The organism is Bacteroides cellulolyticus (assembly GCF_025567135.1).
GTDB lineage: Bacteria > Bacteroidota > Bacteroidia > Bacteroidales > Bacteroidaceae > Phocaeicola > Phocaeicola cellulolyticus.
This window is the reverse complement of the sequence record NZ_JAOQJJ010000001.1, coordinates 382565-398569: the sequence shown is the minus strand read 5'-3', so window position 1 is coordinate 398569 and position 16005 is coordinate 382565. Positions and strand designations below refer to the sequence as shown.

Here is a 16005-nt window from a genome sequence, read left to right as displayed (position 1 = left end):
GCAGCCGGACATAATAGGTATTAATATTTTACCATGTCGGAAAGTATCTGTTCCTTATACCATGGGTCGTTTATTTCTTTCAGTTGTTTGCCCATAAGTGCCAGAAGCTCTTCTACTGCCTGTTTGTTCTCGTCAAGTGAAAGATTGTTCAGCTGATACGGGTCTTTCTCATCATCGAAAAGTAATGTCTTTGTAAGCTTGTTTTCCCTGTCGATGTAGAGTGCCAAAGTATATTTGTGTGTCTTTATACCTCTAGAACGTGGAAAATAGCTTATTACTTTTCCGTCTTTGTCTTTTTCTCCATCCATGTTCTGTATGTAGAGTGCTCCTTCAGGACGTACTATTGTCTCTGTGTTTTCTTCTTTGAAGAGTGGAGCGTAGTTATGTCCGTGTATTCCTTCTGGGATGAACTTTTCGAGGTTACACATTGCCAGCATTGTAGGCATGATGTCAGGAGTTGAAATCATCAGATTGTCAACTCTTGGGCGAAGGTGTCCCGGGTATCTGATGATGAAAGGAACATTCATTGACTCTGCATACGGTGAGTTCTTCGGATCATCGGTAAACTGGCTGCACATGGTCTCGCCGTGGTCGGAAGTAAATACTACTATTGTGTTCTTGTCTAATCCCATTTCTTTCAGGCAGTCGAGTATCATACCGAAGGCACGGTCAACACCTGTTACGGATGCGAAGTAATATCTTGCAGATTCGGATTTCTCACGTTTCTTGTCGGCATTAGGACGGATAAGCAGACTGTCAATAGGCTGGTCCTTATAGAGATTGAAATCTTCTTCCATACAGTCGTCAAGCGAACGGTATGGGCTGTGAGGAGGATTCATACCTACCATTATGAAGAACGGTTTGCTTGTGTCGCGCTGGTTTCTTTCATTTTTCAGATATGAAACGACTTCTTTCGCTTCGTGTATAGGCGACCATTCTTTTGGCTCGTGTTTCTTTCCGTCGTTGTCCCAGTAATGCGGGTTCTTGTGTACGTCGAAAGTTCCGTAAGAATACCAGTAGTTGAATCCGTGACGTCTTTCCTTAGGAGTATAGGCATCCCATGCAGGTATTCTCTCTTCTACATATTTGCCCGGGTTTTCCGGATCATTAGGGGTTGGAAAATCGGCATGCAGTTTTCCGAAGTATGCACAGTCGTATCCGTTCTTGCTGTAAACGTCGCTTATACATTCAAGGTCTGTGCGCAATGAACTGATAGGACGGTTGGAGTTACAGTTCAAAGGTACTCCACTTTCGTTAGGATACATTCCTGTGAGAAGACTTCCACGGTGCGGACTACTCAAAGGACAGTTACTCATGGCATTTGAAAGCACGAGTGATTCTTTGGCAAATCTGTTTATGTTTGGAGTGTGTACTGGGTCAGCCTTGAAGTTGACGTTCTTGTTGAATTCCGGTTCGTTCCAGAAGCCCATAGCCATGTTTCTGTACTGATCCGGGAAAACATATACTACGTTAGGCATTTCCGGTGTTTTCTGCTCCTGCTTTTGTGCGCATCCGGCAGAAAAGAGTGACAGACCGGTAAGAGGAAGAATTAGATTTCTCATGATTTTTATAGCTTTGATTGATGGTTTCAAGAAAAAAATATCTGTATTGCGTATAGTGATGTCGAGATTCTTTTTCATCCCAAAGCAATACAGATATTTCTACGGGATTCTCCCGATTTGATTTTTAATTATTAACTTATTCTCTCTTGTAATTTATTTTCCTACAAATGGTAATGGCTGGTTGTTCTCCAGATTACGTTTGCGAACAATTGCTTCCTGATAGTAGTAGTCGGCGTAGTTCAATGGAACATCTATTTCCTGTCCGTGAGGAATACTACCTACAGAGTGCATAAGGATGAAATTACCGTTTTCACCAACTTTGGCTTTGTAGTTAGGTGAAGAAAGGTTTGTCAGAATCTTGTCTGCAAGTTCCTTATAGTTCTTTCCCGGGCAATAGCCATCCATTTCGTACAATGCAGATGCTATACATGCTGCAGCAGATGCGTCTCTTGGTTCGTTAGGAATGTTAGGAGCATCGAAGTCCCAGTATGGGATAAGGTCCTCAGGAAGGTTCTTGTCATTGAGGTAGAAGTTAAGAGTATTTTCTGCCTGGTCAAGATACTTCTTGTCGTGAGTGTAACGGTAGCAGGTTGTGTATCCGTAGATAGCCCATGCCTGACCGCGAGCCCATGCTGATTCGTGTGCGTATCCCTGTGCTGTCTGACGGCTGCGAACAGCTCCGTCTTTCAGTGCGTAGTCAACTACGTGGTAGCAGCTGTTGTCAGGACGGAAGTGGTTCTTCATTGTCTGGTCAGCGTGAGAAACCGCAATCTTGTGGAATGTAGAGTCGCCGGATAATTTAGTAGCTTCGAAAAGCAATTCAAGGTTCATCATGTTGTCAATGATAACCGGGCATTCCCATCCGCGTTTACCCTGCCATCCGCGGTCAGCATCCCATGACTGGATTACACCTGCTCCCGGACGGAAACGAGTGGAAAGTGATTTTGCTGCTTCAACGATTACGTCAACATATTCTGGTTTGTCTGCAACTCTATATCCTGTAAGGTAGCTGCATCCTATCATGAAACCTACATCGTGATGCCATTTAAGGTATTTCACTGAATCAAGGGCTTCAGTATATTTCTCAGCAAGTTTTTTCCATTTTTCGTCTTTTGTCAGGTCGTAGTCCAACCACATACTTCCAGGGAAGAAACCGCTTGTCCAATCATCGATAGGTACATAGTGAATATTTCCGTTCTTGTCAAGAGTACGAGGGTTGAGAATTTTACCGCTCTTTTCGATAATATCGGTTTGGATGGTATGCTGTGCTACCATGTTGCTGATTTCGGCATCAATAAAACTTTCAGTCTTTTCAGGCTTTGTGCTGCATGATGCCAGTACTGCAGCAGACAAAAGTGCCAATCCTAAATTCTTTTTAATTTCCATGATATTAATAATTTGAATTTATTGCGCAAATATAAAATAAAAAAATGAATAATTAGTTGTCTTTTTATGTAATTTGTCAGCTTTGTAAAGGTTTTTGGTTAAAAAAATACGCAAATATGCGCTCGTGACGAAATAAAATGCTGTATATGCCTTTTTGAAGATATATTTTTATAATATTTTTATATCTTTGCTTGACAAACAAGAAATCAATAAATACAATGAAAAAGTATCTTTTATTATTACCGGTTTTTTGGGGATGTTCGGTATATGCCCAGCAAAGTGAAATTAATCTGGCGTTTGAGAATTATAAGAAATATTATAATGTAGAATCTGTTGAAGCCAGTTCGGATAAAACAGAGGCTATAAAAAGATTGCGCAGCTATTTTCATGAGAATCCTTATAGATTGAAAGTTTTGAAAGATGGTGTGAATGCACGCGAGTATGTTTCTTTGCTTACAGGGGATGGTACATTCTCTGATATGGATGCAACGGAAAAAGCTTTTGAGGAGAACGATGCATATAATAAAGGTTTTGCAAATACATCGGACGATAAGGTGGGAATCTTTATAGGCGATGCGCTGGAAAGAATCTTTCAGATATGCAGCGCTTGCAGATTGGGATACCTGCCCGCTGAAGAAGCTTTGTCTGATAAGGTGATGAAAGCAATAAAACATTATGGTATGCTGGAAATCTCACGTCCTAATGACAAACCGCGTTTCCATGCTTCATGTTTTGCTATTCCTACTGCTGCTGTAAATATTTATTTTGCAATGGTTGACTTGATGGACAAGGCTGAAAAAGGAGAAGCCGGTCCTTTGGTGACAGATGCCTGTGATATGTTGAAGGTAGTAGGTCTTCAGGCATGGACCCAACCATTGAGAAATGATGCTACAGATAATAATGTGGTTTCTATCGAGAGATTTCGTAATCACGTGTGGTGGGTAGGAGGCAATGCTTTGGCATACCGTTCGTTGTTGCCTGTAGCAGCCATGTATAGCTCTGTTCCTATGGTTGATTTGCTTGCTGAAGTATGCCAGAGAAGTATAAGTATGACTTCGCAGGTGACTTACGAAGAGTCATTCTGGACTGAAGGCTTTACAGCAGATGGCGCGGGATGGGGACACGGTATGCAGTGTCTGGTTTGGGGGTATCCTATAGACGGTGCTTCAAATGCACTCAATATGCTTACAATGCTGCGTGGTACTCCATGGGCACAACAGTTGGATAAAACAAACACTGATGCCCTGATGAACTTTTTCAGAGGGGGAAGTTGGTATTATTATAAAGGTTACAGACTTCCAGGACTTGATAGAAAATCGTATATTTATAATCCTGATGAAAAAAGTATCCCATATGCAAAAATGTTGGATGGGGTAGTGAAAAACTGGCTTTCTTCTTTTAGTGCAGAAGAACAGAAAGAGCTTCTGGCATTACAGAAGGAAGTGAAGACAAACAGAATTTTCATGGATGGATATTCTGACGGAATGTATAAAGGTGTGAGATGGTTTTTCAATAACGATGACCTTATAAAGAAAAACTCAGATTATCATATAGATATAAATATGGCTTCATTCAGAACGGATGGTCTGGAAAGTGCGGCTTTTGCGGATAATTATAATTTCTATCCTACTGATGGAGCTACGTTGTTCCAGCGTGATGGTGATGAGTATTTCAAAGTTATGGGAGGCTGGGATGTGACGGCCATGCCTGGTGTAACTGCAAGAGAAGGAATGGATAGACTTGTTCCTGTGACAAACTGGAGAGGGTATTGCAGTAAGCATAACTTTGCGGCAGGAGCAACAGACGGTGGTGAGAATGGAGTGGCAGGAATTATTTTTGAAAAAATGAACGGCTCCGAAAAGAAAGGCGTAAATGACAAAGGTGATGCCGGTAAAGCTGAAAATGAAATGCTTTATGGTTTTAAGGTCTATAAAGGATATTTCATTCTGGGAGATTATTTTGTGGCTTTAGGTGCCGGACTTACCAATATGGAACCTGAAATAGAAGGTGATTTGCGCACTACCATTGACCAGACTGCATGGGAGAATGATGTGTGTATTGTAAAGAACGGTAAGAGAAGTCCTGTAAACGAAGGTGAAGCTGTGGTATTGACGTCAGACATGAAAAATCCGGTATGGTTGTCACAGACCGGAAAATTCTGTTATACTGTCCTACCTGAATTCACCAATAAAGCATTTGTATCATGTGAAACACGTCCTACTTATTGGAAGAAACTTAATCCTTCCAATAAGATAACACCGTTAATGCCTAAAAACGTGAATATTCTGAGAATTTGGGCAGAGCATGGACGTAAACCAGTAGATGACAAATACGGATATGTGGTATATGCCGGTAAAGGAATTCCTGAAGGGAAATTGCCGTTTGAGGTTATGAGTAATGACACGTTGGTACAGGCTGTTAGATCACTGGACAAAACAGTAGTGCAGGCGGTCTTCTATCCGGGTAATAAAGGATTGAAATGTAAGGGCTTGTCAATGTCGGTTTCAGAGCCTGCTGCAGTTATGGTGCAGAAAACAGACGGGAAATATAGAATTTCTGTTACAGAGGCTACTATGAATCCGGCCATAAAGAGTCTTACAATAACAATAAATGGAAAACAGTATGAAGTGACTCTTCCTGAAGGAATACGTTGCGGAAGTTCGGTAACCGCTGAATTTAAAATTTAATATATCTGTCAGTAGCCTATGATAGCCCTTGTGGATTGTAATAATTTCTTTGTATCGTGCGAGAGAGTGTTCCGTCCTGATTTGAGGAACACTCCTTGTGTGGTACTGTCAAACAATGACGGTTGTGTGATAGCCCGCAGTAATGAGGCAAAGGCATTAGGTATAAAGATGGGAGCGCCTTTTTATCAGGTCAGACAATTGCTTGAGGATAATGGCGTTGCTGTATTCAGCAGTAATTATGTGCTGTATGGAGATATGAGCCGCAGGGTTATGACGCTACTGTCGGCATGTACGCCAAAACTGGACATATATTCCATAGATGAGGCTTTCATGGATATGTCAGGAATGGGAAACCCGGAAGAACTTTCTGTATATGCGCATGATATAGTGAAATATATTACCAGAGGAACAGGAATACCTATATCTCTTGGAATTGCGCCTACCAGGACTTTGGCAAAAATGGCAAGTAAATTTGCCAAAAAGTATAAGGGCTATCATTCTGTATGTATGATTGATACTGATGAAAAAAGAGAGAAGGCACTGAAACTTTTTGATATTGCCGATGTGTGGGGAATAGGACGCAGGATAGCCAGAAGGCTGAAAAGCATAGGAGTGGAGACGGCATGGGATTTTGTGCAGAAATCCGAGGCGTGGGTGAGAAGAGAATTGACTGTGACAGGTGTACGCACATGGAAGGAACTGAGAGGAGAAAGTTGTATCAGTATAGAGGATTTGCCTAATAAAAAGTCTATATGTACAAGTCGCAGTTTTCCTGACGAAGGAATTAGTGACCTTGGTATGATGGAAGAAGCTGTTGCCAATTTTGCATCTCAATGCTCTAGAAAACTTAAAGAAGATGGTACTGTATGTGGAGCTATGAGCGTGTTTGCATATACAAGCAGGTTCAGGAATGACTTACCAAGTGATTATATGCAGTTTAATGTGTATTTCCCCGTCCCTACAAATGATATGATGGAACTTGTTTCAACGGCAGTAAAAGTGTTGAGGGAAAACTGGAAAACCGACGGTAGATGCTATTACTATAAAAAAGCCGGAGTGGTGGTATGGAATACTTGCAGCGACAATGCCGTACAGGGGGATTTGTTTGATGTTGTAGATCGTGAAAAGAGGGCTTCATTGACAAAAGCCATTGATGAGATTAACCGTAAAAATGGATTTAATACCGTGCGACTTGCTGTACAAGGTTATGACATGAAATGGGGACTTAAAAGGGAACATGTGTCCAAACGTTTTACAACAAACATAAATGATATAATTGAGGTGCATCTGGATTGATCCTGTTTCTATTCTCTTTTCCTTTTCGACCTTATCAGCTGCCTCTTTATATTATATGTGAGTACTCCCCATACAATAAAATCATTTTCTTCTGTAATTTTTATCGGAGGATAGTCTTCATTACCGGGAACAAGCCAAAGATTGCATTCGTTTTCATCTTTCATTATTTTTTTGAGAGTGAATTCTCCATCGATAAATGCCACTACTATATCTCCGTCAACAGGCTCAATGGATTTGTCTATTACCAGAAGATCGCCATCTGATATTCCAAAACCTGTCATTGAATTGCCTACGGCACGGGCATAAAATGTTGTGGCAGGATGTAGCACCAGTTCCTTGTTTAAGTCGATGCTGTCTGTCATATAGTCCTGAGCCGGACTGGGAAATCCTGCACGTATGCCTTCTGTGGCAAAAGGCAAATCCAGTTCTGTACTTAAATCCGCTGAATAGAATATTAGTTTCATGTCTGCAAAGTTAAATAAATATCCGTATCTTTGTAACGGATTAATAATGATTAATATGGCATTTGAAGCAACAAAAAGAGAATGGGGCGAATTATACGCTTTTTTTAGAATTCTGGCGGATGGTAATGTCTCTGCGGGAACTCCTGATGCGAAACCTGATGAAACGAATGTGATACCGGTTGCAATGGTACAGCGTGAGGAACATGATGGTACGCGTCAATACATCATTGAGAAGGATTATATAAGAATTAAGGGCGAGAACATCGACAAGCAGATACCAAGAGAGGATTTTGAAACTGTGGCTGAACTTATCCGCGAAGCTATAAAAAATACTTCAGGCAATGATGTTATGTCGCCTGATGGGGTAGAGGAATTCCTTGATGAAGTGGCTATTTTCAATCTTGAGGCGCAGACAGAGGATCGTACGGATTTTTCTGTGGCTTTCTATGATGTAAATGCTCCTCTTGTAGGATTTTGTGTGCGCTCCAGACTGGGAGGTAAAATGTTGCCTTTGTTGGATGGTGGCCGTTCTGCCAATTTCAAGTTCGAACAGACTGGTATCAAGTTTGCAGTGCCTACAATTAATAAAATAAATGCGGAAGGCGAGGAGGACGACGTGACAACACGAATGTTGATGATAGAACGCTTTGGAGGTGTATTAAAATATAATGATGTTGCCGACAAGATATTCAGAAGCAATCTTTCGTTGATAGACTTGCATGCAGGCCGTATGTTTGCGGAGATGGTACGTATAATGTGGCTTGACGGTATTACAAAAGTTTCCGAGCTTACAGAAGAAATAAAGAAACTTAATCCGCTTAAAATAAAGGATGAACTGATAAACAAGCACGGCTACTATGAATATAAGGTAAAGGAGTTGCTTTTGGCGCTGGCTATGGGTATGCGTCCTGCCAAGATGTATAATGGCACTGAATCGGCAATTTCCGGTTTTATGTTTGTTACTTCTGAAGGTAAGGTCTTGTCTTATCAGAAAGCATACAGACAAGTGTTTGCCGATTTCCTTTATTATAACACACGCCTGGAAAAAGGTTCTACAGAAAAAGATAAATACGGCTACCTTGAACGTGAAAATGGCGTATATTATTTTAAACTGAATTTTAAGATTGGACTTATGAAACGCTGATAATTGATAAAGGCTTATGAAGCAATTCATTAATATTGAATTTTCATAAGCCTTTATTGTAATGGAGATATACAAAAAAAGACATCTTATTAAAGATGTCTTTTTTGTGACCGCGACAGGATTCAAACCTGTAACCGGCTGATCCGTAGTCAGCTACTCTATTCAGTTGAGCTACGCGGCCAAAGCCATATTTTTATAAGAATTATAGAGTGACCGCGACAGGATTCAAACCTGTAACCGGCTGATCCGTAGTCAGCTACTCTATTCAGTTGAGCTACGCGGCCAATGCTATATTTTTGTTAAAATTAAAGAGTGACCGCGACAGGATTCAAACCTGTAACCGGCTGATCCGTAGTCAGCTACTCTATTCAGTTGAGCTACGCGGCCATATCTTTTTTTAACGGGTGCAAAGGTATGCCTTTATTTTTAATTGTGCAAGCTTTTGGCGGATTTTTTTGAAGAAAAATAAAAAATATTTGTTTATTGCATGAATCTCTCTCCAAAAATCTGCCATCCTAGGGAAATTCCGGCATTCCAATTCTTATTTGGCGAGCTGTAGTAGTTCAAATATGCACTTACAGAACCGAACGGCAATCTTACGACTAATGATAAATCTCCCATATATTCAAATTTGCTGAATATTTTGCCGTAAGTAGCCTTATTTGTTTCATTGCAATATATTGGGAAGAAAGGAACAAAGCCGTATATGCCTAATCTGGCATGTACCATATTATTGAATTTATAAACCGGTATGACTCCTAAACCTGCAAACTGGTTGGCTCTGAAGGCTTCGTTATAACTGATCTTGCTGTGTGGAGTAGGAGAGAATTCTCCTGCCTGCATCATGGTGGCACGATAGTTATTGCTGAAGTTGCGTGAAGAGTAATAAGCGTGCAGATAAGAACCTAATGATATTTTCTTCCCGAGACGGAAGTATTTTTCAAGTTCGTATGAAATCTGCAGCCATGCCTGAGTATATTTGAAATTACCGTCGTATGGGTCGGTTCCGGTACCTTGTTCAAATCTTTCCGTTCCCCAGTAAATATTTGCCGCAAGTCTTTCCCTTTTTCCGTTTACAGCATAAAGCTTGCTGTCGAGGGTATTTCCTTCCATTACTACAGAACCTCCCAATATCTCGTATTTGCTTTTATCTCTTGCGCTGTTAGTGAAATCTATTACATTGGTCTGGAAATATTGGTCGTAAAGACTTGCTATGCCTATTCCAAATTCAGCTTTGTGCTTGCTCAGGAATGGCATACTAATATATGCTTTCAGGAACCTTTCGTCTTTCTTATTGAAAACAGGACTGTTTATCTGGTTAAAGAAGTTTTGTGTCTGTCCCTTATAGTCGAATGATGATAATGACATTATCATTCTATACGATGTCGGAATTTCTGTTTGCAGGTCTATTTTTCCTGTAAGCTGTAGATTGTTATATATCTGTCCCAACTGTCCTTCGATGGCAAACTCTTTGGAGTATTTTCCAAGATTATGGTATGACGCCCCCAAATAAATTTGGTTCGCTCCGTTTGAACCTACATTACCGCCTATCCTTAATGATATATCTTCTGCTATTTTTACATCCAGTATAAGTGTAAATGTGCTGTCATTATAGTCATATTGAGCATGTGGCAATATTTCTTCAATCATATTGTCTGATAAAAGTCTGAAATACCCTTTTCTCAAGTCTTCCAGACTGAAGATTTCATTGTCTTTTGCATGAAATCCCCGTATAATATATTTTTTCTGCTGCTCGTTGGTGCCGTTTATTATTATTTTTCTGAATTTGAATTCCGGCATCTCACGTTTGAAGTCAATACGTTTTTTCTCAAGCATTCTGTAGCTTGTTCTTCTGGATATCCTTTGTTTTATGGAATCCATTAACTGTATGGTTCTGTTATAACCGATATCGTGTAGCTCATCGTATCTGTCGAAATCCATTAAACCTACGTCGGTGTATTTGAAGGTCATCATTATACCTAATGAATCCGGAATGGAATAGTCTGTCTTTTGCATAATCATGTTTTCCAGCTGTCCCATGATGTCGCCTTCCTTGGGCTTGCTTGGATTTGAGCTGACTACGCTGCCTATTATTACATCCGGATGGAAGTCTTTTATCATGGTAGATACGGGGAAATTGTCATATATACCTCCGTCGTATGCCAATACAGAATCTATTTCAATAGGTTTGAACATTCCCGGAAAGCTCATTGATGCCCTTACGGCATCTCCAAGGTCTCCTTTGTCCATTATGAGCGCTTTTTTGTTATACACATCCGAAGCGACACATCTGAATGGAATGAAAAGATTGTCGAAATTGCCTTTGCACTTTGCTGTTGCCTGAGCATATAATTCAACGAATACAATGTTCATGTGCATAGGATCGACAACGCTTGATGGCAAAAAACGTGGTTTTACCTTTTTTGCCATTTTCATATTAGACAGATGTATATTGATAAATTCCGGTGTGGTAGGATTCATCTTGAAATAGTACATGTAGTCTTCTTCTATACCTCCGGATGAGTACCATTTCTTGAAGTCAGGCGATTTGAGCATTTTTTCCATATCATCAGGAGAATAGCCCATGGCATATAATGAGCCTACAATGGCTCCCATAGATGTTCCTGTAATATAGTCTATAGGTATGTTGTTTTCTTCCAAAGCACGTATTATTCCTATATGTGTCATTCCCTTTGCACCGCCACCACTAAGAACCAATCCGACTTTTTGTGCGAATATTGAACCACTTATATGGATTATTAGAAATAATATTAGTGCAAATGCTTTTTTCATACCATCTTTAAGTAATGATTGTGTTACGTAATTGTCAATTATCAAAGATACTCAAATTTTAAATCTAAGTCGAATTATATCCGTATTTTTTTATTGTTTGACATAAAATCGCATTTGTTTACTCTGACCGGTGTTTCCCCAGGCTGTTAGTCGCTGTGCTTTGTTGCTAAATATGCATATATAATATGCATTTCGATTTGTATCTATAAGGTGAAAAATAGGGCTATGCCATTTTGGTATAACGGCATAGCCCTAAATATTAATAATGTTGGGATTAAATCATTTCGATGCTTCTCTTTACGAAGTTTGTAAGAGCTTCACCTTTCAGCATTCCGTTCTGCAGTAATGCCAGGTCAATAAGCTGATGCACAACTTTGTTTCCGGCTGCATATTCATTCAAAATGCTGTTCTTCTGATTTTTCTGTTCATCAAGTTTCTTTTCTACATCTTTCAGCTCGTCTTTTTCGGCAACAGGGATTTCTTCGTCTTTCTTGCCTTCGTGAGCTTTACGGAGTTCGCTTTCTCTGAGTGACAGTATAGCTATTTCAGATTCTACAGGAACCAATTTCTCGGCGCATGCTGTTTCTGTGTCGCTCAAAACCTGTTTGATCAGTTTATGGTCGCTGTTCAGCACAAGGCTGTACATATCAGGCATTTCTCCATAGAAGCTCATTCCCGGCTGAATGTTTGCCATTTCCTTCATACGGCGCATATATTCGGCCTGAGTGATTATTATCGGAGAACCGTTTTCGCCCATAGCCTGAGTTTCTACATGGAATTCAGTCTTCTGCAGTTTTGGCATCTGGCCGCTGAATACTGTAGAAAGTATGCTGCGCTTGTCTTCTTTCAACTCTTCGCCTTTCTGTTCGTCTTTTACAATCAGACGGTCTATAACATCGCTGTCAACACGTGTGAAACGGCTCTTTTCCAGTTTCTGTTCCAGCATGTTTATCATCGGAACATCAAGCTGTCCGTCCATCATCAGTACGTTGTAGCCTTTGTTTACGGCTGCATCGATATAAGCATACTGTTCGTCACGGTTGTTTGCGTACAGATAAATCAGGTTACCATCTTTGTCGGTCTGGTTTCCGCTGATAAGAGTCTTGTATTCTTCCTGAGTGTAATATTTGCCTTCTGTATCTTTGAAGAGTGCAAATTTGTCAGCTTTAGAATAGAAGTCCTCTTGAGTCAACATTCCGTAGTTGATGAAAATCTTCAGGTCATCCCATTTGTTTTCAAATTCTTTACGGTCGTTCTTGAAGATTGACTGAAGTCTGTCTGCTACTTTCTTTGTTATGTATGTAGAAATCTTCTTTACGTTAGAGTCGCTCTGCAGGTACGAACGTGATACGTTAAGCGGAATATCCGGAGAATCGATTACACCGTGAAGCAATGTCAGGAAGTCAGGAACGATACCTTCTACCGAGTCTGTTACATAAACCTGATTGCAGTATAACTGTATCTTGTTTTTCTGCAAGTCGATGTTGCTCTTTATTTTCGGGAAGTAGAGCACACCAGTCAGATTGAACGGATAGTCAACATTCAAGTGTATCCAGAACAAAGGCTCGTCTGACATAGGGTAGAGGTCTCTGTAGAATTTCTTGTAGTCCTCGTCCTTAAGTTCGCTTGGCTTCTTTGTCCATATAGGGCATGTGTCGTTTATGATGTTGTCTTCGTCAGTATCCACCTGCTTGCCGTCTTTCCATTCTTTTTTCTTTCCGAATGCTACAGGCACAGCCAGGAAGCGGCAATATTTGTTCAATAATCCTTTCAGGCGGTTTTCTTCAAGGAATTCCTTGCAGTCATCATCTACATAAAGTATGATGTCTGTACCACGGTCAGCCTTTTCAGTTTCCTCAAGAGTGAACTCAGGACTTCCGTCGCAAGTCCATTTTACAGCCTGTGCACCTTCCTGATATGATTTGGTTACGATTTCCACCTTCTTTGCTACCATGAAAGCAGAATAGAAACCTAAACCGAAATGGCCTATGATTGCGTTTGCATCGTCTTTATATTTGGCTAGGAAGTCATTTGCACCTGAAAATGCAATCTGGTTGATATATTTGTCTATTTCTTCAGCAGTAAGACCAAGTCCGCGGTCTGAAATTACGATAGTGTCGTTTTCAGCTTTTACTCTAATGGTAAGGTCTCCCAATTCACCCTTGAATTCTCCTTTCGAAGCAAGAGTCTTCAACTTCTGTGTCGCGTCAACAGCGTTTGAAACAAGTTCGCGCAAGAAAATTTCATGGTCACTGTATAAGAACTTTTTAATGATGGGGAATATGTTTTCTGTAGTTACCCCGATATTACCTTTTTGCATATCTGTTATGTTTTTTATTAATAAATCGTGATTTTATGATATTTGGAAATATCGACGTGAATTCTATCAGCAAAATAAATGCCATACGTTTGATGACTGACATTATGTCATGACTGTTTAGGCGAATTGTGGAGCGTTATTAATGGCGGAATAATTAAAAAATAAAATGCTTTGTCATTTTAGGCAAAATAACAAAGCATTTTAAGTAAAACGTCAAAGCGTTTTTTATGTCATTTCAACAGGAAATCGTTGATTGCTTTTTCCAGGTCCTCTTTTGGTAGTGCTCCTTGTGCAACCTGAGGCATTTTGTCCATCGGAATAAACAGCAGGGTAGGAAGGCTGGTTATGCCAAAAGCTGCAGCAAGTTCGCGTTCCTTGTCTGTGTTCACCTTATATATAATAATCTTATCTTTATATTTGTGGGCAAGGCTTTCCAATGTTGGAGACAACATGCGGCAAGGTCCGCACCAGTCAGCATAGAAATCTACGATGGCAGGTTTCTTTCCGTTATAAATCCATTTATCAGGATTCTTTTCATAATCGTATATTTTCTCCACGAATTCTGTCTTTCCTATATGTATAACTTTGCCGTTGCTGTCAGATGATACGGATTGGGCTTTAGTGGAAAGAGCTATGATAACGGCAGATGCTAAGAAAAATAATAGTCTTTTCATATCAAATTAATGTTTTAGTGTGAATGATTTATTTTATCAGATGATTTTCTTTTGCAAATATATCAATTTTATTATTGGTTTACAACAGTCTTTATCTATTGTATTATAGATAAAAACTATAATGAAGACAGAAGCAAAAAGCAATGATAAATACATGTTGCAGACCAAATAAGTATTTGTTTATAACTGTTCTTTTAAATAAGGAAAAAATTCCTTATTTATCTGTCGAAAAAGTTCTTTTTTACTTATTTTTTCTTTAATTTTGCGGCAAAATTTAAAAACCATTTTTTATAACCCGATATGGCAAATGTAATTAAATTACGTAAAGGCCTGGACATCAACTTGAAAGGTAAGGCAGCTGCAGAAGTTGTGGCTGTAAAGGCACCTGGTTTCTATGCTTTAGTACCGGATGACTTTACAGGAGTAACTCCTAAGGTAGTCGTTAAAGAACAAGAGTATGTAATGGCCGGAGGACCCTTGTTTATTGACAAGAATCATCCTGAACTGAAATTTGTTTCGCCAGTTAGTGGCGTAGTGACAAGCGTAGAGCGCGGAGCTAGACGTAAGGTAATGAGTATTACTGTAGAGGCAGCAGCCGAACAGGATTACGAAGAATTCGGTAAGCAGAATGTATCTGCCATGAGTGCAGAAGCTGTTAAGGAACTTCTTCTTAATTCAGGTATGTTCGCTTTCTTCAGGCAGCGTCCTTACGATGTAATCGCAGATCCGACAGTGGCTCCAAGAGCTATCTTCGTTTCTGCTTTCGACACAAATCCGCTTGCTCCTGACTTTGAAGTAGCTCTGAAAGGCGAAGAAAACAACTTCCAGACAGGACTTGATGCTTTGGCTAAATTGGCCAAGACTTATTTAAGTATTAGTGTTAACCAGAAGTCAGCAGCTCTTACACAGGCTAAGAACGTTACTGTAACAGCTTTCGACGGACCTCATCCTGCAGGTAATGTTGGTGTTCAGATCAACAACATCGCTCCTGTAAACAAAGGTGAAACTGTCTGGACTATCGACCCACAGGCTGTAATCTTCATCGGACGTCTGATGAACACAGGACGTGTTGATATGACTCGTACAGTAGCTATCACAGGTTCTGAAGTTAAGAAACCGGCTTACTGCAAACTGAAAGTTGGTGCTCTGCTTACAGACATCCTTGCAGGTAATGTAAATAAGGATAAGGAACTTCGCTACATCAGCGGTAATCCTTTGACAGGAAAACAGATTCCTGCTAACGGTTTCCTTGGCGCATTCCACAGTCAGGTAACTGTAATTCCTGAAGGTAACGATGTTCACGAAATGTTGGGATGGATCATGCCTCGTTTCAACGAGTTCAGTACAAGCCACTCATATTTCAGCTGGTTGATGGGCAAGAAAGAATATACTCTTGACGCTCGTATCAAAGGTGGAGAACGTCATATGATTATGTCAAACGAATACGACCGCGTACTTCCTATGGATATTCTTCCTGAATATCTTATCAAAGCTATCATTGCCGGTGATATCGACCGCATGGAACAGCTTGGCATCTACGAAGTGGCTCCTGAAGATTTCGCTATCTGCGAGTTCGTATGTTCTTCGAAGATGGAACTTCAGCGTATCGTTCGCGAAGGTCTTGACATGCTCCGTCGTGAAATGTGTTAATATATATAATGTGTATATAAGAATATAAA

10 protein-coding genes and 3 tRNA genes are annotated in these 16005 nt (G+C 40.1%); 4 read left to right on the top strand and 9 right to left on the bottom strand.

Annotated features, from left to right (window positions below; translation table 11 throughout):
* Window positions 1-20 precede the first annotated feature (20 nt).
* Complete coding sequence (locus OCV82_RS01730; protein ID WP_154042809.1) at window positions 21-1562, bottom strand: sulfatase family protein; 1542 nt, start codon at window positions 1560-1562, stop codon at window positions 21-23.
* A gap of 153 nt (window positions 1563-1715) precedes the next feature.
* Window positions 1716-2948, bottom strand: coding sequence for a glycoside hydrolase family 88 protein (locus OCV82_RS01725; RefSeq protein ID WP_154042808.1), 1233 nt, complete (start codon window positions 2946-2948; stop codon window positions 1716-1718).
* Between the two features lie 218 nt (window positions 2949-3166).
* On the opposite strand from OCV82_RS01725, the gene OCV82_RS01720 reads away from it, so the two are divergent.
* Window positions 3167-5635, top strand: coding sequence for a polysaccharide lyase family 8 super-sandwich domain-containing protein (locus tag OCV82_RS01720; protein ID WP_154042807.1), 2469 nt, complete (start codon window positions 3167-3169; stop codon window positions 5633-5635).
* Between the two features lie 18 nt (window positions 5636-5653).
* Entirely contained in the window at window positions 5654-6931 is a 1278-nt protein-coding gene (locus tag OCV82_RS01715; RefSeq protein ID WP_154042806.1) for a Y-family DNA polymerase, read from the top strand.
* A gap of 8 nt (window positions 6932-6939) precedes the next feature.
* Here OCV82_RS01715 and OCV82_RS01710 read toward each other — a convergent pair whose 3' ends face one another.
* Window positions 6940-7395, bottom strand: a complete 456-nt coding sequence (locus OCV82_RS01710) for a LexA family protein (protein ID WP_154042805.1) — start codon at window positions 7393-7395, stop codon at window positions 6940-6942.
* 55 nt (window positions 7396-7450) lie between these two features.
* On the opposite strand from OCV82_RS01710, the gene OCV82_RS01705 reads away from it, so the two are divergent.
* Window positions 7451-8539 (top strand): HpaII family restriction endonuclease, encoded by a 1089-nt coding sequence (locus OCV82_RS01705; protein WP_154042804.1) that lies wholly within the window; start codon window positions 7451-7453, stop codon window positions 8537-8539.
* 107 nt (window positions 8540-8646) lie between these two features.
* Here OCV82_RS01705 and OCV82_RS01700 read toward each other — a convergent pair.
* From OCV82_RS01700 to trxA, 6 genes are all read right to left on the bottom strand, one after another.
* Window positions 8647-8720 (bottom strand) — tRNA-Arg (locus OCV82_RS01700).
* Between the two features lie 29 nt (window positions 8721-8749).
* Window positions 8750-8823, bottom strand: a tRNA-Arg gene (locus OCV82_RS01695).
* A gap of 29 nt (window positions 8824-8852) precedes the next feature.
* Window positions 8853-8926, bottom strand: a tRNA-Arg gene (locus OCV82_RS01690).
* A 93-nt stretch (window positions 8927-9019) separates the two neighbouring features.
* Entirely contained in the window at window positions 9020-11332 is a 2313-nt protein-coding gene (locus OCV82_RS01685) for a patatin-like phospholipase family protein (protein WP_154042803.1), read from the bottom strand.
* A gap of 274 nt (window positions 11333-11606) precedes the next feature.
* A complete protein-coding gene (gene htpG / locus OCV82_RS01680) occupies window positions 11607-13652 on the bottom strand; it encodes a molecular chaperone HtpG (RefSeq protein WP_154042802.1) in 2046 nt (681 codons plus the stop codon).
* Window positions 13653-13882: 230 nt separating this feature from the next.
* Window positions 13883-14326, bottom strand: coding sequence for a thioredoxin (gene trxA / locus OCV82_RS01675; protein ID WP_154042801.1), 444 nt, complete (start codon window positions 14324-14326; stop codon window positions 13883-13885).
* A 300-nt stretch (window positions 14327-14626) separates the two neighbouring features.
* Here trxA and OCV82_RS01670 point away from each other — a divergent pair, with 300 nt between their 5' ends.
* Window positions 14627-15976, top strand: coding sequence for a Na(+)-translocating NADH-quinone reductase subunit A (locus tag OCV82_RS01670; protein WP_154042800.1), 1350 nt, complete (start codon window positions 14627-14629; stop codon window positions 15974-15976).
* Window positions 15977-16005 lie beyond the last annotated feature (29 nt).

Bases quoted from the DNA above. Each gene is read 5' to 3' on its own strand.
- OCV82_RS01730 (WP_154042809.1), bottom strand. From the start codon at position 1,562: ATGAGAAATCTAATTCTTCCTCTTACCGGTCTGTCACTCTTTTCTGCC.
- OCV82_RS01725 (WP_154042808.1), bottom strand. From the start codon at position 2,948: ATGGAAATTAAAAAGAATTTAGGATTGGCACTTTTGTCTGCTGCAGTA.
- OCV82_RS01720 (WP_154042807.1), top strand. From the start codon at position 3,167: ATGAAAAAGTATCTTTTATTATTACCGGTTTTTTGGGGATGTTCGGTA.
- OCV82_RS01715 (WP_154042806.1), top strand. From the start codon at position 5,654: ATGATAGCCCTTGTGGATTGTAATAATTTCTTTGTATCGTGCGAGAGA.
- OCV82_RS01710 (WP_154042805.1), bottom strand. From the start codon at position 7,395: ATGAAACTAATATTCTATTCAGCGGATTTAAGTACAGAACTGGATTTG.
- OCV82_RS01705 (WP_154042804.1), top strand. From the start codon at position 7,451: ATGGCATTTGAAGCAACAAAAAGAGAATGGGGCGAATTATACGCTTTT.
- OCV82_RS01685 (WP_154042803.1), bottom strand. From the start codon at position 11,332: ATGAAAAAAGCATTTGCACTAATATTATTTCTAATAATCCATATAAGT.
- htpG (WP_154042802.1), bottom strand. From the start codon at position 13,652: ATGCAAAAAGGTAATATCGGGGTAACTACAGAAAACATATTCCCCATC.
- trxA (WP_154042801.1), bottom strand. From the start codon at position 14,326: ATGAAAAGACTATTATTTTTCTTAGCATCTGCCGTTATCATAGCTCTT.
- OCV82_RS01670 (WP_154042800.1), top strand. From the start codon at position 14,627: ATGGCAAATGTAATTAAATTACGTAAAGGCCTGGACATCAACTTGAAA.